Origin of the sequence: Pseudomonas sp. stari2 (genome assembly GCF_040760005.1) — a bacterium.
In the GTDB taxonomy this organism is placed as follows: Bacteria; Pseudomonadota; Gammaproteobacteria; order Pseudomonadales; family Pseudomonadaceae; genus Aquipseudomonas.
On the sequence record NZ_CP099760.1, the window covers coordinates 4,534,896 to 4,555,000 of the forward strand.

Annotated in this window: 13 protein-coding genes, 2 tRNA genes and 2 rRNA genes (1 of these 17 only partly in view); 2 read left to right on the plus strand and 15 right to left on the minus strand. The window is 60.1% G+C overall.

Features of this window, described 5'->3' with window-relative positions:
• Nucleotide 1: 1 nt before the first annotated feature.
• The 7 genes from NH234_RS20660 to NH234_RS20690 form a co-directional block, all read right to left on the minus strand.
• Nucleotides 2-1,297, minus strand: a complete 1,296-nt coding sequence (locus tag NH234_RS20660) for an NAD(P)/FAD-dependent oxidoreductase (RefSeq protein ID WP_367254128.1) — start codon at nt 1,295-1,297, stop codon at nt 2-4.
• A complete protein-coding gene (locus tag NH234_RS20665; RefSeq protein WP_085733462.1) occupies nt 1,294-1,971 on the minus strand; it encodes a S8 family serine peptidase in 678 nt (225 codons plus the stop codon). The genes NH234_RS20660 and NH234_RS20665 overlap by 4 nt, the downstream gene beginning before the upstream one ends.
• Nucleotides 1,961-3,679 (minus strand): ABC transporter ATP-binding protein, encoded by a 1,719-nt coding sequence (locus tag NH234_RS20670; RefSeq protein WP_085733461.1) that lies wholly within the window; start codon nt 3,677-3,679, stop codon nt 1,961-1,963. The genes NH234_RS20665 and NH234_RS20670 overlap by 11 nt, the downstream gene beginning before the upstream one ends.
• Complete coding sequence (locus NH234_RS20675) at nt 3,679-5,583, minus strand: sigma-54-dependent Fis family transcriptional regulator (protein WP_085733460.1); 1,905 nt, start codon at nt 5,581-5,583, stop codon at nt 3,679-3,681. The genes NH234_RS20670 and NH234_RS20675 overlap by 1 nt, the downstream gene beginning before the upstream one ends.
• A gap of 117 nt (nt 5,584-5,700) precedes the next feature.
• A complete protein-coding gene (locus tag NH234_RS20680) occupies nt 5,701-6,726 on the minus strand; it encodes a histone deacetylase family protein (protein WP_085733459.1) in 1,026 nt (341 codons plus the stop codon).
• Between the two features lie 3 nt (nt 6,727-6,729).
• Entirely contained in the window at nt 6,730-7,968 is a 1,239-nt protein-coding gene (locus NH234_RS20685; protein ID WP_367254131.1) for a Zn-dependent hydrolase, read from the minus strand.
• 22 nt (nt 7,969-7,990) lie between these two features.
• Nucleotides 7,991-9,301, minus strand: coding sequence for an MFS transporter (locus tag NH234_RS20690; protein WP_367254132.1), 1,311 nt, complete (start codon nt 9,299-9,301; stop codon nt 7,991-7,993).
• Nucleotides 9,302-9,464: 163 nt separating this feature from the next.
• Here NH234_RS20690 and NH234_RS20695 point away from each other — a divergent pair, with 163 nt between their 5' ends.
• Nucleotides 9,465-10,400, plus strand: coding sequence for a LysR family transcriptional regulator (locus tag NH234_RS20695; RefSeq protein WP_007953119.1), 936 nt, complete (start codon nt 9,465-9,467; stop codon nt 10,398-10,400).
• Here NH234_RS20695 and NH234_RS20700 read toward each other — a convergent pair.
• Genes NH234_RS20700 through NH234_RS20710 form a run of 3 tightly spaced genes read right to left on the minus strand, consistent with a single transcriptional unit; the run spans nt 10,394 to nt 13,373 of the window.
• Complete coding sequence (locus tag NH234_RS20700) at nt 10,394-11,323, minus strand: glyoxylate/hydroxypyruvate reductase A (RefSeq protein WP_085733455.1); 930 nt, start codon at nt 11,321-11,323, stop codon at nt 10,394-10,396. The two genes, NH234_RS20695 and NH234_RS20700, sit on opposite strands and share 7 nt — an antisense overlap.
• Nucleotides 11,320-12,075, minus strand: coding sequence for a class II aldolase/adducin family protein (locus NH234_RS20705; protein ID WP_011335215.1), 756 nt, complete (start codon nt 12,073-12,075; stop codon nt 11,320-11,322). Before NH234_RS20705 ends, NH234_RS20700 begins: the two co-directional genes overlap by 4 nt.
• The gene (locus tag NH234_RS20710) at nt 12,072-13,373 is read right to left on the minus strand and encodes an MFS transporter (RefSeq protein ID WP_367254135.1); all 1,302 of its coding nucleotides are present in this window, start codon (nt 13,371-13,373) and stop codon (nt 12,072-12,074) included. Before NH234_RS20710 ends, NH234_RS20705 begins: the two co-directional genes overlap by 4 nt.
• A gap of 144 nt (nt 13,374-13,517) precedes the next feature.
• Here NH234_RS20710 and NH234_RS20715 point away from each other — a divergent pair, with 144 nt between their 5' ends.
• A complete protein-coding gene (locus NH234_RS20715) occupies nt 13,518-14,477 on the plus strand; it encodes a LysR family transcriptional regulator (protein WP_085733452.1) in 960 nt (319 codons plus the stop codon).
• A gap of 12 nt (nt 14,478-14,489) precedes the next feature.
• Here the strand turns inward: NH234_RS20715 and mrdA are convergent, their stop codons facing one another.
• From mrdA to NH234_RS20740, 5 genes are all read right to left on the minus strand, one after another.
• Complete coding sequence (gene mrdA / locus NH234_RS20720) at nt 14,490-16,382, minus strand: penicillin-binding protein 2 (protein WP_085733451.1); 1,893 nt, start codon at nt 16,380-16,382, stop codon at nt 14,490-14,492.
• 203 nt (nt 16,383-16,585) lie between these two features.
• Nucleotides 16,586-16,701, minus strand: a 5S ribosomal RNA gene (rrf, locus tag NH234_RS20725).
• A gap of 157 nt (nt 16,702-16,858) precedes the next feature.
• Nucleotides 16,859-19,749 (minus strand): 23S ribosomal RNA (locus tag NH234_RS20730).
• A 245-nt stretch (nt 19,750-19,994) separates the two neighbouring features.
• A tRNA-Ala gene (locus NH234_RS20735) sits at nt 19,995-20,070 on the minus strand.
• Nucleotides 20,071-20,100: 30 nt separating this feature from the next.
• Nucleotides 20,101-20,105 (minus strand) — tRNA-Ile (locus tag NH234_RS20740) (it continues 72 nt past the right edge of the window).

Consider the following 20,105-nt stretch of genomic DNA (forward strand, 5'->3'; position numbering starts at 1 on the left):
CTCAGGGTTTGAAACCCTGAGCCAACAGCCACCCGCGAACGGCTCGTCCCTGCTCACGCGTCAACCCCGCCAGCGCCCGATCCGCCGGCTCATCGCGCAAGCGCCTTACCAGCGGCGCCAGCTCCACGCCTTGCACATGCCAGATCCCCAGCGGCTGTTCCGCCGTAATCACCACCTCGGTTTCATCGACAAACCCGTCACGCAACACCGGCATCCGCTCGATGCGTAATGCGGCAAAATCCGCCGCTGCATGGGCTACTTCCGCGTCGGGCCAATGCCGCCGCGCCTGCCAGAATGGCTGATCAAGCCAACGCTGTTCATCGGCATAAAAGTCCCGGCCGATGCGCGCAAAGCGCAGGAACAATTGCTCCACCCGTTGCCGATGAAAACGTTGCGCCAAGGCTGCTCGTTCCGGTTTGCGCAGCAACGTATTGATCACCACCGGCGCCTGCAACGCCGAGGACAGCGACTGAAAAATCCCGTTGCCGGACAGCGGGTCCACTGCCATCGCCGCATCGCCGACACGAATCCAGTTTTCACCGCAGACCTGCGGCGCAAGAATCGCCGTGCTGCTGCGAGCGTGCAGTTGCAACTCCGACTCCACGCCACTAGCAAAGAACGCTTGAGCAAAATCCGAAGCCTGACGCCGCGTGCGGCAGTAATCGAGCAACTGCGCCTTGCCCGGCAACCCGGCGCTCGCCACGTCCATGGTCCATTGCCAATAACATTGGCCGTCATCCCGCCGCGCCATCCACGCCCAACCATCTTCAAGGCTTTCCACGGCACTGGCGGTCACACCCGGTGCCCCTTGCCAACGATTGAGCAGGCTGACCGTCTCCGGTCCGCGCAGGCCTTTGCCGGATGCCGGTGCCTGTCGCCCCCGGGCCTCCACCAGGAAATCCGCCGTCAGTGTCTCACCACGGTCGAGCTCGACTCGATGACCGTCCCCCGAGGACTGCACAGTCAGGATTCGCCCTTCAATCACCTCGACGCCGGCCAGCCGCAAGTCTTCACGCAAACCACGATCGAAGGTCGGACGATCCAGCAGAAACTCGATGTTCTGCGCATGCTGCTGGCCATTCCACGAAACCTGTCGCCGGGACGGCAACGTGGCGTCCGCCAGCGCATGATTCAACCCGGCACCGCGCAACGCCTCCAGCACCCGTTGCGACACGCCTTCGAGCGCCGCAAAGCGGCGCCATTCGCTGACCAGTGTCACCGTGTAACCCAAGCGTCGAAGCCCCAACGCAACCGCTGCACCAGCCGACCCGGCACCGAGAATCAGGATCGGCGTCATGGGCCGAAACGCCGTTCAGGGCCGCGATAACGAGCGTGCTGTTTCAGCCAATCAATGACCTCGGCATTGCTCGCCTGAGGATGCTCCAGCAAATAGCGGGCAATGTGACCGCTCAACGCGGCACACCCCAGACTGGCCCCGGACTGCCCCGGATAGGTGCCACGAACACACGCGGCAAAATCCGCCTGTGCACTGTCGAGCCAGGACCACTGTTCATCGGTGCAACGGGCGTCACCGGTCACCCGCAATACTTGCGGATAACTGGCCGGAAACACCGCCGCGCCCTGCGCCGGGCTCGATGCACACAGCAACACTCCACGAGCCACCGCCGCCGCGCAGGCTTGGCGCAACAGACTGCGATCCTGACGCAGGCCAAGGCTCAGATTGATCAGCCGCACGTCCTGCGCCACCAGCCAATCGATGGCCGCAGAAATCTGCAAGGCGCTGGTGACACCGCGTTGATCGAACACCTGAGCCACACAAATCTGCGCGGCCGGTGCGCGACGGCTGATCGCCTCGATCACCGCGCTGCCATGACCAAGCGGATCGTCGCGCAGATCCGATTCGGCCAGACCGTCCTCCAGCAATGAGAACCGTCGCCCGGCAACCACCTGCACCCGTTGCGCAGCCGAGTGTCCGCTGTCGACCACACCGATACGCAATTCAGGCTTCATGCAGCACCGTTTTCGAAATGAGTACACCGTCGAGCAACTCGAAACGCAGGTCAGCATCGGCCAGGGTCGAGGGGCGGTGGCTGATAAGGATTCGTGTGCGCCCGGCAAATAACCGGTCGATGGCTTCGATCACCTCGCGCTCGGTGGCTTCATCGACTGCCGATGTGGCTTCGTCGAGCACCAGAATCAGCGGATCCTGCAACAGCGCCCGGGCAATCGCGATGCGCTGTTTCTGCCCGCCGGACAACTGCTGACCGCGCTCGCCCAGCGGGCTGTCGAGGCCTTCGGGCAGCGACGCGATCAAGCTGTCGAGTTGCGCCAGCCGTGCGACCTCGGCGATGGCCTCGCGGCTGGCGTCCGGCACCGCGTAGGCCAGGTTGTCGGCGAGGCTGCCGCGAAACAGCACGATGTCCTGACTGACCACGGCAATGCGCCGGCGCAGTTCGAACAGTTCAAGTTCACGCAAATCCACCTCGCCGAGCAACACTCGCCCGGACTGCGGATCATGATGCCGTTGCAGCAGATCGATCAGCGTCGATTTGCCGACACCGGAGCCGCCGCTCAAGGCGACTTTCAGACCGTAGGGAATCGTCGCCTCGATGCCGCTCAATGTGCTTGGGCGACCCGGATGGCTGAAGTGCACCGTGTCGAAACGCAGCTCCCCCGAAGTCGGAAACGGTTTCGGCGTGACCGGTGAAAACACGGTGGGCTCTTCGCCGCGCAACTCCATGACTCGCCCCAGACTGACGGTCATGCGCTGGATTGCCACGTACAATCCCAACAGGCTCTGCACCGGCCCGACCGCCATCCCAAGATAGGTGGAAAACGCGATCAGCGCGCCGAGCTGCCAGGTGCCCTGTACCACCCAATAGCCACCGATCAAAAAAGCGCAGGCGCGGGACAGCGAGGTCAAGGTGCCAGGCACGGCCTGGGTGAAAAACTCGGTGACTTGCAGCCGCAGCAACTGGTTCATGTAGCCTTGCCCGAGGTTTTCCAGACGCCGTGCTTCACGCTGTTGCTGGCCGGCGGACTGGATGAATTTCATCACCGGAAGGGTCTCGACCATGAACGACGACATGTCCGCCGAACGCTCGCGCAACTGCCGCACGTCGCGCTCGACCTTGCGCCGCATCCAGCGCAGCCACAGCACGTCGAGCGGGATCAGCACCAGCGCCAGCAACGAGAGTTTCCACGACAGGGTGAACAACATCGCTATCGCCACTACCAGGCCAATCACACTCGACACCGCCGAGAACAACGAGTCCACGGCGAAGCGCTGAATCTCCGCCACATCGCCATCCAGCCGCGACATGAGATCACCGATCCGCCGATGGCCGTAGAAGCTCGGCGACAGCTTCTGCAAATGCCGGTAAAGATCATCGCGCAGAGCAAACAGAATCCGCCCGGACAGCCGCGTGTGCAGATAACGGTTGATCCCCGACAACGCCGTGCCGAGCAGTCCCGCGATGATCATCAGCACCGCGATCATTACCAGCATCGGGAAGTTGCGTGCCAGCAGGCCGTCGTCGATCAGCAGCTTGACCAGCCACGGCTGCACCAGCACCAGCAGCGACGCGCACACCGACAGACCGAGCAGTCCGGCAATCGCAAGCCGCTGCGGCCGCACGAACCCATACAACCAACGCAATGCCGCTTGCAGCGCGGCGGGGTTCTGGCTGTCGATCAGCCGCACGAACAGGCGCTGCATCACGAGCGCAACTGTTTGAGTTTGCGGTACAGGGTCGCGCGGCTGATGCCCAGAGCGTCGGCCGCAGCCGAGACATTGCCCTGATGGGTGTCGAGGGACTGGCGGATCATCTCCAGTTCGTTCTCGCGAATGCTGCCGGTCTGGGGTTTCTCGGTGGCAGAGAGTTCATCGAGCATGCTGTCGGGCAGGTGATCGAGGGTCAGCACCGTTTCACCGGGTTCGCGCATGGCCAGCGCGGTGCGCAAGACCATTTCCAGTTGGCGGATGTTACCCGGCCAGTGATAACCCGCGAGCAAGCGATTGAGGTCGTCGTGCAACACGGCGTTCGGTGCGTCGAGTTTGCCCAACAGACGAGTGACCAGCGCGGCGAAGTCATCGCGCTCACGCAGGGCCGGAAGCATCACGCTGATGCCGTTGACCCGGTAGAACAGGTCTTCCCGGAATAGCTTGTCCTCGACCTGACGCTTGAGGTCGCGGTGGGTGGCGCAGATCAGCGCGACGTCGATGTCCTGCTCTTCCCCGGCCCCCAGCGGCGCGACTTTGCGATCCTGCAGAACACGCAGCAGCCGCGCTTGCAGGGCCAGCGGCATGTCACCGATTTCATCGAGGAACAGCGTGCCGCCGTGTGCCTGCTGTAGACGCCCGATCATGCCGCCACGGCGCGATCCGGTGAACGCACCTTCGCGATAGCCGAACAGTTCCGACTCGATCAGGCCTTCGGGAATCGCCGCGCAGTTCACAGCCACAAAAGGTTTGTCGCTGCGGCTGCCGGCCAGGTGCAGGGCGCGGGCGATCACTTCTTTACCCGTGCCGGTTTCGCCGAGCAGCAACACCGGCAACGCATTGGCCAGTCCTTGTCGGGCCATGCGCAAGGCTCGGGCATAACGGTCGTTGTTGCCGGCCAGTGCTTCCAGATCAGGTTGCGCCTTGGCGGTTTTCGCCACGCTGCGCGGCGGGCCGCCGAGGTTGACCGAACGCGCCGGGGCTCGCAGGGTCTTGTAGAAAAATTCGCCCTTGGCGGTCTGCACACTGCCGACACCACCCTGTTGCAGACGGGTCAGCAACTGCACGCCATCGACCCCGAGGAATTCCTCGCAGCGCTTGCCGACCAATGCCGAACGCTCGGCTCGCAGCAACTGACAGGCCTGGGCGCTGACCGCCAGAATCTGCCCGCCAAGACTGACCGCCAGCAGGCCTTGCCACGGCGATTCCAGATACTGACGGCGACTGTGGAAGGCGAGGACGATCTGATCGGGAAAGCTGTTATTGAAGACCCGGCTCTCGATCTGACTGACCGCCATGCTCAGCAGCGCGGTGCTGTCGTGAACGCGGCCGAGAGGGCCTTCGCGGGTCAGGTCGAGGACGCCGAGAATCTCACCCTGGGGGCAATGGATCGGCACTGAGGTGCAGGAAAAATCGCTCAGGCGGTCGAGGTAATGCTCGCCGCAATCGATCAGAGTGGGCCGAGCTTCGACCAGCGCCGTGCCGAGGGCGTTGGTGCCACGGGCAGCTTCGCTCCAGCAGGCGCCGAGGGTGATGTCCTGCAGACCGCTACCCTTGAGCCGGTCGGCCCGTCCCTCGACGGCGAGGATGGTGGCGTCGGAATTGGCGAGGATGATCAGGCCTTCCTTGCCCTGACGTTCGGCCAGGTAATCGATGGCCGGTATTGCCGCATCGATCAGCAGGCGATTGCTTGCCAGCAATACATCGAGACTGGCGTTCGATTCCAGTGCCAGCTCATGCTTGCCATTGAAATGCACGCCGTGGCTCAGGCTGCGCCGCCACGAAGCATCGATCTCCGCACGCAACACGCCATCCGGGACTTGCCCTTCGAGATGGAGTTTTTCCCGGGCCAGCCGGGCTTCGTGGTGAGACTTGGGATCGGTTGTTTTTATTAGAGTCATCAAGCGCTCCGGAGCGGTCCGCTTTGCGCTTCTTTACTTCAGCGCCCTGACGCCAATGTTTACGTTAACGTCAGGGCGATGGCAAGCACCGCAGGGCGCTTCGTCAGGTGGATCGTCTCAGCGCTGCCACACCTCGGTATTCACGAAAAACGCCCGGGCGTTGTCTTCGAGACTTTCCAGGTGATAGCCGCCTTCCTGCACGATCAGGCATGGCAGGCCCAGGCTGCGGATTCGCTCACCCAATGCTGCAAAGCCGTCACGGGTCACGGCGACTTTGCTTTGTGGGTCCAGTTCATAGATATCGAAGCCCAGCGACAGCACCAGCACCTCGGCGCCGAACTCCCGCACCGCCGTCGATGCGACTTCAAGTTGCCCAAGGAAATCCGCTTCGCTTGATCCATGAGCCATCGGCAGGTTGAGGTTAAAGCCCTCCCCTGCGCCGCTGCCGCGTTCGTCGGCGAACCCGGCGACGCCCGGATAGAAGTTGGTCGGATCGCCATGCACCGAGACGTAAAGAACGTCATCGCGGTCGTAGAAAATTTCCTGGATGCCTTGGCCGTGGTGCATGTCGGTGTCGAGCACGGCGACTTTATCGAACTTGTCGCGCAACACCTGCGCCGCCACCGCCGCGTTGTTCACGTAGCAAAAACCGCCCGCCGCTGCGGCCCGTGCGTGATGTCCCGGTGGACGGCACAGCGCATAAGCCGCCGGCTCGCCATCGATCAATGCCTGAGCCCCCGCCACTGCGCTTTGCGCCGACCAGTAGGCCGAGCGCCAGGTCTGTTCGCCGACCGGGCAACTGCCGTCCGCCAGATAGCGCGCCGCCTGGGCGAGGATGCCGCGCAATGCGTTGGGCTCACGGACGAAAATGTTCGACATCACCTCGTCGCCCCAGTCTTCGGGGATTTCCTTCCAGCGTGCGTGGGCTTCCTGAAGAAAGGTCAAATACGGGGCGCCGTGTACCGCCAGCAACGGCGCAAGGCCTGCATCGGCAGGTTGCTCGACACTGAAGCCCAGACCGTGGGCGGCCTGCACCAGGCGTTGCGCACGCTCGGGGACTTCCTGCGGCGTACGCATCTGTCCGCGCGAGTAATAGCTACGTGGATGGTGGAGCAATTGTTCGGGGTGGAAAAAACTGCGCATGGTTCAGGCTCCCTGTTCGATTCGTCCGGCGCGGGCCAGCACGGCGTTGAGCAATACATCAGTGCCCTGCTTCACGTCTTCGGGCAACACATCTTCGGCTTCGTTGTGGCTCAGGCCACCCACGCACGGGATGAACACCATCGCCGTCGGGCAGTAGCGCGCCAGATGAATCGCGTCATGCCCGGCGCCGCTGACAATCGACTGCTGAGCGTAGCCCAGCGCATCCACCGCCTCCTGCACCGCCGCGACGCATTCGGCGTCGAACGGCGTGGCCGGGCTGATCCAGTGCGGGGTGATCGTCAGGTTCAGGCCACGGCCATCGGCGATGGCCTGCAGGCGGGCGCGGACTTGTTGCTCCATGGCGGCAATGGCGTCGTCGCGGTGATGACGCAGATCGACGGTGAAATTCACCAGCCCCGGAATGGTGTTGCGCGAGGACTTGTTGATGCTCAACTCACCGACGGTGGTCAGGCCCTCCGGCGCAAAATCCGTGGCCAGACCTTCGATTGCCTGGATCATCCGCGCCACGCCGTACAAGGCGTCTTTACGCAGCGGCATCGGCGTGGTGCCGGCATGGGCGGCCATGCCTTCCACGCGCACGTCGAGCCAGCGGATCGCCTGACCGCCCGTGACCACGCCGATACTCTTGGCGTTGTCTTCAAGGATCGGGCCCTGCTCGATGTGTGCTTCAAAATACGCATCCACCGCGCCGCCCAACGGACGCTCTCCGGCGTAACCGGTACGCTGCAAAGCCTCGGCAACGCTGATGCCATCGACATCGCGCACCGCCAGCGCGGCGTTCAGATCCATGATCCCGGTGAACACTGCCGAGCCGAACATGGCCGGGGTGAAGCGTGCGCCTTCTTCGTTGGTCCACACCGCCACTTCCAGCGGTTTGCGGGTCTGGATGTTGAGGTCGTTGAGGCAACGCACCACTTCCAGCCCGGCGAGCACGCCGTAGACACCGTCGAAACGCCCGCCTTCGGGCTGGGTGTCGAGGTGGCTGCCCATCATCACCGGGGCGGCATCCGGATCGGTGCCGGCGCGGCGGGCGAACAGGTTGCCGATGGCATCCACGCTCAAGGTCATGCCGGCTTCGCGGCACCAGTGGGCGAACAGTTCGCGGCCGGCCTTGTCTTCGTCGCTCAATGCCAGACGGCAGCTGCCGCCTCGGGCTGTCGCACCGATTTCGGCCATGGCCATCAGGCTCGCCCACAGGCGTTCGCCATTGATTTTCAACATGAGGTTCTCCTGAAATTCCGGGTCAGGCACGGGCCATTTCCGCGCGATGGGCACTGGCGTGACGACGGGCGAGGGACAGCACGCAGACCAGCGAGATACCGGCGATCAGGCTGTAGAACACTGCCATCGGCCACCACTGCCCGGTGAACTTGTGCGCCAGCATCGTGCCGATCAGCGGCGTCAGGCCGCCGGCCACCGCACCGCAAATCTGATAGGCCAGGGAGATCGCGGTGTAGCGCACGCGTGTCTCGAACATGCCGCTGACGTAACCGGCGATCACCGCATAGAACGACGCCATGCACACTACCGCCAGGGCGATGCCGAGGATGATCAGCGGCGCCTGGGCCGAGCTGACCAGCACGAACATCGGATACGGCGAGGCCATCGCCAACAGCGACACCAGGCACAGGAAACGCGTCGCGCCGATCTTCTCCGCCGTCCACGCGGCCAGCGGCTGAATGCAGAACTGGATGATCGCGACGAAGAACAGGCATTCGAGAATCAGCGAACGCGGCAGCGCCAGTTGCTGAGTGGTGTAGGCGATCATGAAGGTGTTGGTGAAATACACCCCCGCGATGCCCAGCGTGTTGGCGCCAATGCACAGCAGCAGCGGACGCCACGCGGTACGCAGGACTTCCATCACCGGCGCCTGTTCTTTCTTGATTTGCTTGCTGGCCTGCTCGCGGCTGGCGAGGAATTCCGGCGACTCGTTCACGCCCAGGCGAATTGCCAGGCCCACCAGCAGCAACAGCGCACTGGCGAGGAACGGCAGACGCCAGCCCCAGCTCATCAGGTCTTCTTCAGGCAAACGGGTCACCGCGCTGAAGGCCAGCAGCGACAGAATCAAACCCGCCGGGCTGCCCAGTTGCGCGAACGACGCGAAGAAGTTGCGCCGGCCTTTCGGCGCATGCTCGCCGGCCATCAACACCGCCCCGCCCCACTCGCCACCGACGGCGATGCCCTGGACGATGCGCAGCAGAATCAGCAGCACTGGTGCCGCCGCGCCGATCTGCGCGTAGGTCGGCAATAGACCGATGCACACCGTGACCACGCCCATCATCAGCAGCGTGATGATCAGGGATTTCTTGCGGCCGATGCGGTCGCCGATGTGGCCGAAAATGATCCCGCCCAATGGCCGGGCAAAGAAGCCCACGGCGAAGGTCCCGAACGCGGCCATGGTGCTGAACAGCGGATCGTCGGAGGGAAAGAACAGCGCACCGAACACCAGCGCGGCGGCGGTGGCGTAGATGTAAAAGTCATACCACTCGATCATGGTGCCGATAAAGGCTGCGGCCGCCGCACGGCGCGGCTGGTTCGAAGCATGGGGCTTCATGGGGTCGGGCTCCTTTGATTGTTTTTCTGGCAGGAGGGAAACGGCAAATCCGAGGTGCTCTGACGGCGCCTGTCTGGAGGTGATTTATCGTTCCGGGGCTATGATTAGTCAATTTTCTATTTATTATTCTGATTATTACCCAGCCTTATAATCGAGAAATCCCATGGCCGAACGCGATGTCCAGCGCCTGCTCAACGACCGCCTCGACTGGAACCTGCTGCGCACCTTCCGCGTGATCGGCCAGGAGCTGAGCATCAGCCGTGCCGCAGCGCGTCTGCACTTGACCCAACCGGCGGTGAGCCAGGCGCTCAAGCGTCTTGAGGAGCAACTGGGTCGCCAGTTGATTGCCCGGCGCGGTCCGCGCTTTGCCCTCACCGAAGTCGGCGAGCAGATCTTCGAGCTGGCCGGCGAGATCTACGGGCAGATGTCCCAGGTCAGCAGCCTGCTGGAGCAGCCGGCCGACGAAGTGATCGGCAAGGTGCGGCTGCTGATCATCAGCCGGATCTTTTCCGAGCGCTTCGATGACTTTCTCGCAGACTTTCATCGGCAGTACCCACGGGTGGATCTGGAGGTCGATGTGATGCGCAGTTCGGACATCGTCAGCGCCCTTCAGGAGAAAACCGCGACCCTCGGCCTGAGCCTTAATCGCCGCCCGCAACCGCGTCTGGAACAGCGTCTGTTCCTGCGTCAGCGTTATGCGTTTTTCTGCGGCAAACACCACGCGCTGTTCGGCCGACAGGACATCGGTGAAGGCGACTTGCAGCGGGAGAATTTCGTCAGTTTCACCAGTGACCAGATTGGCGGGATGCTTTCGCCGTTGACGATTTTTCGTGATCAGCAAGGCTTCAGCGGACGTATCGTTGCCTCATCGCCGAGCCTGGAGGAAGTGCGGCGACTGGTGATTGCCGGGTTCGGCATCGGCTGCCTGCCGGAGCACGTGGTGGCGGCGGACGTCGAGGCCGGATTGCTCTGGCGCCTGCCGCCCCACGAAGGGATTGCCGATGTCGACATTCATCTGCTGTGGAACCGCGATCAGCGCATGAGCCGCGCCGAGACGCTGTTCATCGAGCGCTTGCAGGCCTGTCTGGCGGATCAGTAACCGAGCAGTCGATCCGCGCTGTTGAGCAAAGGCTCGCCGGCATTCAGACGGCGGAAGTTCTCGGCGATCTGCTCGGCGATGCAGTCGTGAGACGCCGCCGAAGCCATGTGCGGTGTGATGGTCACTCCCGAGGTTTTCCACAGAGAATGGCTGGCGGGCAGCGGTTCCTGTTCGAAGACATCGAGCAGCGCCCCGCGCAGTTTTCCACGGGCCAGCGCCTGTTGCAGATCCTCGATGTTCAGATGCCCGCCGCGTCCGACGTTGATCAGTGCCGCGCCGTTGGCCAGTCGTTCGAAGGTCTGGCGATTGAGGATGCCGCGTGTCTCGTGAGTCAGCGGCAGCAGATTGATCAGCAATTCCACGCCGTCGAGAAATGGATTGAAGGCATCAGTGCCGGCGAAGGTCTGCACGCCCGGCAGATCCTTGCTGCTGCGCGCCCAGCCACGTACGCCGTAACCGGCGGTTGCCAGGTCTTGGGCGATTGCGCTCCCGAGCGAGCCGAGGCCCATCACGCCGATCCGAAACTCATGGGCCGGGCGTTGCAGCGGTCTCTCCCAATGCTGCTGGCGCTGTTGCTCCAGCACCTGATCGAAGCCACGATGAAAGTGGATCACCGCCCAGCGCACGTACTCGGTCATGCCCTGACGATGGCCGGGATCGACCACCCGGCACACCGGCAGGTCCGGGCACGACGGATCGTGCTCCAGATGATCGATGCCGGCAGCGACCGAGTGAATCACTTGCAGATTGGGTAACGCGGCAAGACTGCCTGGCAGCGGAAACCAGCACGCCGCGATCTGCGCATTCGCCGCCCGTGGATCATCGGCCAGCACCGCTGACAGCTGCGGCGCACGGCGGGCAAAGGCTTCCTGCAATTGTTTGAGCAACAGCGTGTCACGGGACATCAGTGCAACGGTGTTCATGACAGATAGGACTCGCGCTGGGATTCGATCAGGGTCAGTGCGGCCTCCCAGGCCAGGTCGATGATGTTGTCCTGTTCATCGCGGTCGAACTGTTCGGCGGTGTGGGCGCAGACTTCCGGCGACGGGAAATGCAGCTCGCAACCGCCGGCCAGCGCTTGGACCTGGGCCTGACAGGCACGCTCCAGGAAGTGGATTTCCTGGAATGCCTGGGCCACGCCGGAACCACCGACCAGCAAGCCGTGATTGCGCAGGATCATCGCGCGATGCGGGCCGAGATCGGCGATCAGCCGCTCGCGCTCATCCAGCGACAGCGCGATGCCTTCGTAGGTGTGGTAAGCCAGTTTTCCGTAGAACTTCAGCGCGTGCTGACTGATCGGCAGCAGGCCTTGCTTCTGCGCGGCGACGGCCATGCCCGCAGCGGTGTGGGTGTGAATCACGCAGTTCAGATCCGGCCGCGCCATGTGGATTGCCGAGTGGATCACGAAGCCGGCAGCGTTGACCCGATGCCCGGCGTATTCAGGGTCGACGATGCGCCCGTCCTGATCGATGCGCACCAGATCGGAAGCGCGCATGCGGTCAAAGATCACGCCGTAGCGGTTGATCAGGAAATGATGCTCCGGCCCCGGAATCCGCAGGGTGATATGAGTGTCGATCAGGTCGGTCATGCGAAAGTGCGCGATCAATCGGTACAGCGCGGCGAGCTCACAACGGGCTTGCCATTCGATCGGGTCGATGTGGGCGGGTTTACTCACGAATACACCTCTTTGTTTGTGTGAAGGACGGCCGGGTTGGCCCGCAGACGCGCGAGGCCGCAGACACCGATCAACGACAGGGCCGACAACAGCGTGAAGAACATCGCCAGCGGCAACCATTGCCCGGAAAACTTGCTGGCCAGCAGCGTGCCGATCAGCGGCGTGGTACCGCCGGCAACCGCACAGCTCAACTGGTAAGCGATGGAAATGCCCGAGTAGCGCAGGTGTACCGGGAAGGCCTGGGTCATGTACCCGGCGATCACCGCATATAGCGCCGAGAGGATCACCACCGCGATGGCGATGCCGAGGGTCATCAACAGAATGTTTTGAGTGCCGACGAGCAGGAACATCGGGTACGGCGTGACCATGCACAGCAATGCCACCAGCATCAGGAACCGCCCTTCGCCAATGCGTTCGGCCAGCAGCGCCGACAGCGGTTGCGAGAGCAATTGAATGACCGTCACCAGGAACAGGCAGTCGAGAATGGTCGCTCGTGGGATGCCCTGATACTGGGTGACGTAGGTGATCATGAAGGTATTGGTGAAGAAAAATCCGGCAGAGCCGATGGTCACGGCGGCGGCAGCGAACAGGATCTGCCGCCAGCACTGTCGGATAACGTCCTTCACTGGATACTGGGCGGTTTCGTTGTTGTCTTTGGCCTTGGCGAACTCCGGCGATTCATGCACACCGGAACGGATCATCAAGCCGACCATCATCAGTACGCCGCTGGCGAGGAACGGCAGACGCCAGCCCCAGGCGAGGAAGTCCTCCGGCGACAGCGACGTCACCAGACGGAACGCGATCAGTGCCAGCAGCAAACCCGCCGGGCTGCCGAGTTGCGCAAAGGAGGCGTAGAAGGTCTTGCGCTTGACCGGCGCATGTTCGCTGGCCATCAACACCGCCCCGCCCCACTCGCCCCCGACGGAGATGCCCTGAATCAAGCGCAGGATTATCAGACCGATTGGCGCCCAGATACCGACGCTGGCATAACTCGGCAACAGGCCGATGCCAGCAGTGGCCAGGCCCATCAACGCCATGGTCACCAGCAGCATTTTCTTGCGACCGAGGCGATCGCCCAGATGGCCGAACACCATGCCGGCCATCGGGCGGGCGATGAAACCAACGGCGAAACTGCCGAACGCGGCGAGCGTGCTGGTCACCGGGTCGCTGCTGGGAAAGAACACTTGCCCGAGCACAAGCGCGGCGGCGGTGGCGTAGATGTAGAAATCGTAGAATTCGATGGTCGTGCCAATGAAGGCAGCGGCCGCGGCGCGACGCGGCTGAGCGGTGGTGTGCATGCAAGAACCCTGTGTATTTATAGTTTTGGGCAGGTGTCGAGGCAGCTGACGGTCGCGCTCTGTGGCGCTTGTGGGCTTTATCGCTTCCGTGAAAGGATTAGTCAATTTTCAAAAACTTATCTTTACTATTAGCGTGGCTACTGCATGAGTTCTTCCTCGAATCCCTGGGTCGGACGGCGTTTTCTCAATGATCGGCTGGACTGGAACCTGCTTCGCACCTATCTGGTGATCGGGCAAGAAGGCAGCATGAGCCGCGCCGCCGCCCGATTGCACATCACCCAATCGGCGGTCAGTCAGGCATTGAAACGTCTCGAAGAACAACTGGATTGTGTGCTGATTGCGCGCAGCGGACGGCGCTTTGATCTGACGGAAACCGGGGAGGAAGTCCTGCGGATTGCGGCGGATATCTACGGCGACATTTCCCGATTGGGCACCGTTTTAGAGAACCGTCACGACGATGTGGTGGGCAAGATCCGCATCCTGACTGTCAGTGGCGTGCAGGCGCGGCATTACGACGAGTTTCTTGCGGATTTCCACGAAACTCACCCGAAAATCGAGCTGGAAGTCGAAGTGATGGGCAGCTCGAACATCATCAGTTCACTGCTGCAAAAGACCGCCACGGTCGGTGTCGGATTATGTCGTCTGCCTCAACCAAGGCTAGAGCAACGGGTGCTGTTTCGTGAGCGCTATGCGTACTTTTGCGGGCAGCGGCATCGACTGTTCGGGCAGCAGAATCTGACGCTTGAGCAGCTCGCTTCGGAGAACTTCGTCAGCTTTACCAGCGATCAGCTTGGCGGCAATCTTTCGCCGTTGACACTATTTCGTGACCAGCAGGGTTTTACCGGCAAGATCGTTGCTTCATCTACCAGTTTCGAAGAAATTTACCGCCTGATCTGTGCGGGGTTTGGTATTGGTTGTCTGCCGACGCACCTGGTGCGACGGGATGTCGAGCAGGGTCTGCTGTGGCGCTTGCCGCCGGAGGACGGGGTGGTGGATTTCGATATCCAGCTGCTGTGGAATCGCGAGCAGAAGATGACTCAGGCTGAAACGGTGTTCCTCGACAGCTTCCAGCACATGCTCAGCTTGCGTGAGCCTGTGCTGTGAAGCTGCAGTGAATTACACGTGTGGATCACCCGGCGCCTTGGTCGGCGCAGCGTATTGAGGTTTGAGGTGACCGTCCTGATCGAGTAGCCAGGCGTCCATGATCTGCCGCACCACGGGGCCTGCGACTCGGCCACCTGCCTCGCCGTTTTCGATCATCACCGAAATCGCGATTTTCGGATGCTCGGCCGGGGCAAAGCCGACGAACAAGGCGTTGTCACGATGACGCTCGAGGGTTTTCTCGCGGTTGTAGCGCTCACCTTGCTTGATCGCCACCACCTGCGCCGTACCACTCTTGCCGGCGATGCGGTATTGCGCACCGGCTGCAGCAGCGCGGGCGATACCTCGGGCGTCGTGCATCACCATCTGCATGCCGTGGTTGACCTGATCCCAGTCGCGCGGGTCCTTGAGCAGGATGTTCGGCATCGGGTGCTCATCCACCGGCGGTACACCGTCGACAGTCTTGGCCAGATGTGGACGATTCCATACGCCCTTGTTGGCAATCAGTGCAGTGGCCTGAGCCAGTTGCAGCGGCGTGACCTGCATGTAGCCCTGGCCGATGCCGAGGATCACCGTCTCACCGGGGAACCAGGCTTGCCGGCGCGTGGCGCGCTTCCAGGCCTGGGAAGGCATCAGGCCTGGAGACTCTTCGAACATGTCGAGCGAGACTTTCTCGCCGAGACCGAACATTGCCATGTAGTCGTGCAGGCGATCGATACCGAGCTTGTGCGCCAGGTCGTAGAAGTAGGTGTCGTTGGAGCGCATGATCGCTGCGTCCATGTCCACCCAGCCGTCACCGCTGTGGTTCCAGTTGCGGTACTTGTGGTCGAAATCCGGCAATTGGTAATAGCCAGGATCGAAGACGCGGGTCTGTGGCGTGACCACGCCAGCGTCGAGTCCGGCAATCGCCACCTCTGGTTTGATCGTCGAACCGGGCGCGTACAGGCCGCGCAGTACGCGGTTGAACAGCGGCCGGTCGATGGAGTCACGCAGCGCCGAGTATTCCTTGGAGCTGATACCGGTCACAAACAGATTGGGGTCGAAGCTCGGGTTGCTGACCATGGCCAGCACTTCTCCGGTCGATGGATCCAGTGCAACCACCGAACCACGACGATCACCCAATGCGGCTTCGGCGGCTTCCTGGAGCTTGATGTCGAGGCTCAGGACAATGTTTTTGCCGGGAATCGGATCGGTATGTTTCAGGACCCGCAATACGCGGCCCTGAGCGTTGGTTTCCACTTCCTCGTATCCGACGTGACCGTGCAGTTGCGGTTCGTAGAAGCGTTCGATGCCAGTCTTGCCGATGGACTGCGTGCCACGGTATTCGACCGAATCGAGGGTCTTGGATTCTTTTTCGTTGATGCGTCCGACGTAGCCGATCGAGTGTGCGAAGTGCGCACCGAGCGGGTAGTTACGGACGAACTGCGGTTCGACATCCAGGCCCGGCAGGCGAAACTCGTTGACGGCGAGTACAGCGATCTGTTCTTCGGTCAGCTCATAGAACAGGGTTACCGGAGTAAACGGATGGCGCGACTGCTTCATCGCCTTGTCGAAGACCGTGCGATCCTCGGCGGGCAGGTGCAGGAGGCTGATGACTTCGTTCAGCTCCTGGTTGACGTCAGTCGCACGTTCTCTTGTGATCGTCAGGTTATAGCTGGGACGGTTATCGGCCAGCAATACGCCATTACGATCGTAGATCAGGCCACGTGTCGGCGGGATCGGCAGGACATGGACGCGGTTGTTTTCGGAGATGGTCGAGTGATAGTCGAACTCGACGACTTGCAGGATGTACAGGCGCACAACCAAGGCGCAACTGACGGCGAAGACGAACAAGGCACAGGCGATCAGGCGTTTGTTGACCAGTCGTGTCTCTTTTTCGTGATCCTTGATAGGGATGGGTTCGGGCATTTCTGCAGCCACTCTTTGACAAAAAATGAGCGCCGATCCTTGGGCATGACATCAGTCCATTAAAAAACGAGCTGCACCATACCAAAAACCGGGCGGTCATTTCAGAGGGATTTCCCCAATGGTTGCTGTTACGACGGTCGAGTACTTTCCTGCGGGCAAAACAAAACCCCAATTGCTTTCGCAATTGGGGTTTCGGAATTTAATCTTGACGATGACCTACTCTCACATGGGGAAACCCCACACTACCATCGGCGATGCATCGTTTCACTTCTGAGTTCGGGATGGGATCAGGTGGTTCCAACGCTCTATGGTCGTCAAGAAATTCGGGTACTGACTCGTGGCCGGCTGGCCTCGCTTCAGCAAATTGGGTATGGGATAGTTTTCGGTGTTTTGTGAGCATCGAACTTTCGGTTCATTGCGTCTTCACACACCGCAATCTGATGCTCTTTCGAGTAGTCAAATTGCTTGGGTGTTATATGGTCAAGCCTCACGGGCAATTAGTATTGGTTAGCTCAACGCCTCACAGCGCTTACACACCCAACCTATCAACGTCGTAGTCTTCGACGGCCCTTCAGGGAACTCAAGGTTCCAGTGAGATCTCATCTTGAGGCAAGTTTCCCGCTTAGATGCTTTCAGCGGTTATCTTTTCCGAACATAGCTACCCGGCAATGCCACTGGCGTGACAACCGGAACACCAGAGGTTCGTCCACTCCGGTCCTCTCGTACTAGGAGCAGCCCCTCTCAAATCTCAAACGTCCACGGCAGATAGGGACCGAACTGTCTCACGACGTTCTAAACCCAGCTCGCGTACCACTTTAAATGGCGAACAGCCATACCCTTGGGACCGGCTTCAGCCCCAGGATGTGATGAGCCGACATCGAGGTGCCAAACACCGCCGTCGATATGAACTCTTGGGCGGTATCAGCCTGTTATCCCCGGAGTACCTTTTATCCGTTGAGCGATGGCCCTTCCATACAGAACCACCGGATCACTAAGACCTACTTTCGTACCTGCTCGACGTGTCTGTCTCGCAGTCAAGCGCGCTTTTGCCTTTATACTCTACGACCGATTTCCGACCGGTCTGAGCGCACCTTCGTACTCCTCCGTTACTCTTTAGGAGGAGACCGCCCCAGTCAAACTACCCACCATACACTGTCCTCGATCCGGATAACGGACCTGAGTTAGAACCTCAAAGTTGCCAGGGTGGTATTTCAAGGATGGCTCCACGCGAACTGGCGTCCACGCTTCAAAGCCTCCCACCTATCCTACACAAGCAAATTCAAAGTCCAGTGCAAAGCTATAGTAAAGGTTCACGGGGTCTTTCCGTCTAGCCGCGGATACACTGCATCTTCACAGCGATTTCAATTTCACTGAGTCTCGGGTGGAGACAGCGCCGCCATCGTTACGCCATTCGTGCAGGTCGGAACTTACCCGACAAGGAATTTCGCTACCTTAGGACCGTTATAGTTACGGCCGCCGTTTACCGGGGCTTCGATCAAGAGCTTCGCGTTAGCTAACCCCATCAATTAACCTTCCGGCACCGGGCAGGCGTCACACCCTATACGTCCACTTTCGTGTTTGCAGAGTGCTGTGTTTTTAATAAACAGTCGCAGCGGCCTGGTATCTTCGACCGGCATGGGCTTACGGAGCAAGTCCTTCACCCTCACCGGCGCACCTTCTCCCGAAGTTACGGTGCCATTTTGCCTAGTTCCTTCACCCGAGTTCTCTCAAGCGCCTTGGTATTCTCTACCCAACCACCTGTGTCGGTTTGGGGTACGGTTCCTGGTTATCTGAAGCTTAGAAGCTTTTCTTGGAAGCATGGCATCAACCACTTCGTCGCCTAAAGGCAACTCGTCATCAGCTCTCGGCCTTAAGATCCCGGATTTACCTAAGATCTCAGCCTACCACCTTAAACTTGGACAACCAACGCCAAGCTGGCCTAGCCTTCTCCGTCCCTCCATCGCAATAACCAGAAGTACAGGAATATTAACCTGTTTTCCATCGACTACGCTTTTCAGCCTCGCCTTAGGGACCGACTAACCCTGCGTCGATTAACGTTGCGCAGGAAACCTTGGTCTTTCGGCGTGGGTGTTTTTCACACCCATTGTCGTTACTCATGTCAGCATTCGCACTTCTGATACCTCCAGCAAGCTTCTCAACTCACCTTCACAGGCTTACAGAACGCTCCTCTACCGCATCACTTGCGTGATACCCGTAGCTTCGGTGTATGGTTTGAGCCCCGTTACATCTTCCGCGCAGGCCGACTCGACTAGTGAGCTATTACGCTTTCTTTAAAGGGTGGCTGCTTCTAAGCCAACCTCCTAGCTGTCTAAGCCTTCCCACATCGTTTCCCACTTAACCATAACTTTGGGACCTTAGCTGACGGTCTGGGTTGTTTCCCTTTTCACGACGGACGTTAGCACCCGCCGTGTGTCTCCCATGCTCGGCACTTGTAGGTATTCGGAGTTTGCATCGGTTTGGTAAGTCGGGATGACCCCCTAGCCGAAACAGTGCTCTACCCCCTACAGTGATACATGAGGCGCTACCTAAATAGCTTTCGAGGAGAACCAGCTATCTCCGAGCTTGATTAGCCTTTCACTCCGATCCACAGGTCATCCGCTAACTTTTCAACGGTAGTCGGTTCGGTCCTCCAGTCAGTGTTACCTAACCTTCAACCTGCCCATGGATAGATCGCCCGGTTTCGGGTCTATTCCCAGCGACTAGACGCCCTATTAAGACTCGCTTTCGCTACGCCTCCCCTATTCGGTTAAGCTCGCCACTGAAAATAAGTCGCTGACCCATTATACAAAAGGTACGCAGTCACAGAACAAAGTCTGCTCCCACTGCTTGTACGCATACGGTTTCAGGATCTATTTCACTCCCCTCTCCGGGGTTCTTTTCGCCTTTCCCTCACGGTACTAGTTCACTATCGGTCAGTCAGTAGTATTTAGCCTTGGAGGATGGTCCCCCCATATTCAGACAAAGTTTCTCGTGCTCCGTCCTACTCGATTTCATGACTAAGAGACTTTCGCGTACAGGGCTATCACCCACTATGGCCGCACTTTCCAGAGCGTTCCGCTAATCTCAAAGCCACTTAAGGGCTAGTCCCCGTTCGCTCGCCACTACTAAGGGAATCTCGGTTGATTTCTTTTCCTCAGGGTACTTAGATGTTTCAGTTCCCCTGGTTCGCCTCTTGCACCTATGTATTCAGTGCAAGATAACCATCTTGTGATGGCTGGGTTCCCCCATTCAGACATCTCCGGATCAAAGTCTGTTTGCCGACTCCCCGAAGCTTTTCGCAGGCTACCACGTCTTTCATCGCCTCTGACTGCCAAGGCATCCACCGTATGCGCTTCTTCACTTGACCATATAACCCCAAGCAATCTGGTTATACTGTGAAGACGACATTCGCCGAAAATTCGAATTTCTCAACTAAGAGAACTCACAAATTTTACCTTAGCCTGATCACCACCAGTGAAAGTGGATCTCAGTCTATCTTTCTATCACATACCCAAATTTTTAAAGAACGATCTAGTCAAAGACTAGAAATCAACATTCATCATCATCTGATGGAATGCTCATTTCTAAGCTTTCAAACTTCAGAAGCAGTAGTGGTGGAGCCAAGCGGGATCGAACCGCTGACCTCCTGCGTGCAAGGCAGGCGCTCTCCCAGCTGAGCTATGGCCCCGTATTTCTACAGGTGTTTCCCACACAAAATTGGTG

What these genes read in the sequence shown, in the direction of transcription:
- mrdA (WP_085733451.1), bottom strand. Translation starts at nt 16,382, where the DNA reads ATGCCCGAACCCATCCCTATCAAGGATCACGAAAAAGAGACACGACTG.
- NH234_RS20685 (WP_367254131.1), bottom strand. Translation starts at nt 7,968, where the DNA reads ATGTTGAAAATCAATGGCGAACGCCTGTGGGCGAGCCTGATGGCCATG.
- NH234_RS20665 (WP_085733462.1), bottom strand. Translation starts at nt 1,971, where the DNA reads ATGAAGCCTGAATTGCGTATCGGTGTGGTCGACAGCGGACACTCGGCT.
- NH234_RS20710 (WP_367254135.1), bottom strand. Translation starts at nt 13,373, where the DNA reads ATGCACACCACCGCTCAGCCGCGTCGCGCCGCGGCCGCTGCCTTCATT.
- NH234_RS20660 (WP_367254128.1), bottom strand. Translation starts at nt 1,297, where the DNA reads ATGACGCCGATCCTGATTCTCGGTGCCGGGTCGGCTGGTGCAGCGGTT.
- NH234_RS20675 (WP_085733460.1), bottom strand. Translation starts at nt 5,583, where the DNA reads ATGACTCTAATAAAAACAACCGATCCCAAGTCTCACCACGAAGCCCGG.
- NH234_RS20695 (WP_007953119.1), top strand. Translation starts at nt 9,465, where the DNA reads ATGGCCGAACGCGATGTCCAGCGCCTGCTCAACGACCGCCTCGACTGG.
- NH234_RS20690 (WP_367254132.1), bottom strand. Translation starts at nt 9,301, where the DNA reads ATGAAGCCCCATGCTTCGAACCAGCCGCGCCGTGCGGCGGCCGCAGCC.
- NH234_RS20715 (WP_085733452.1), top strand. Translation starts at nt 13,518, where the DNA reads ATGAGTTCTTCCTCGAATCCCTGGGTCGGACGGCGTTTTCTCAATGAT.
- NH234_RS20670 (WP_085733461.1), bottom strand. Translation starts at nt 3,679, where the DNA reads ATGCAGCGCCTGTTCGTGCGGCTGATCGACAGCCAGAACCCCGCCGCG.
- NH234_RS20700 (WP_085733455.1), bottom strand. Translation starts at nt 11,323, where the DNA reads ATGAACACCGTTGCACTGATGTCCCGTGACACGCTGTTGCTCAAACAA.
- NH234_RS20680 (WP_085733459.1), bottom strand. Translation starts at nt 6,726, where the DNA reads ATGCGCAGTTTTTTCCACCCCGAACAATTGCTCCACCATCCACGTAGC.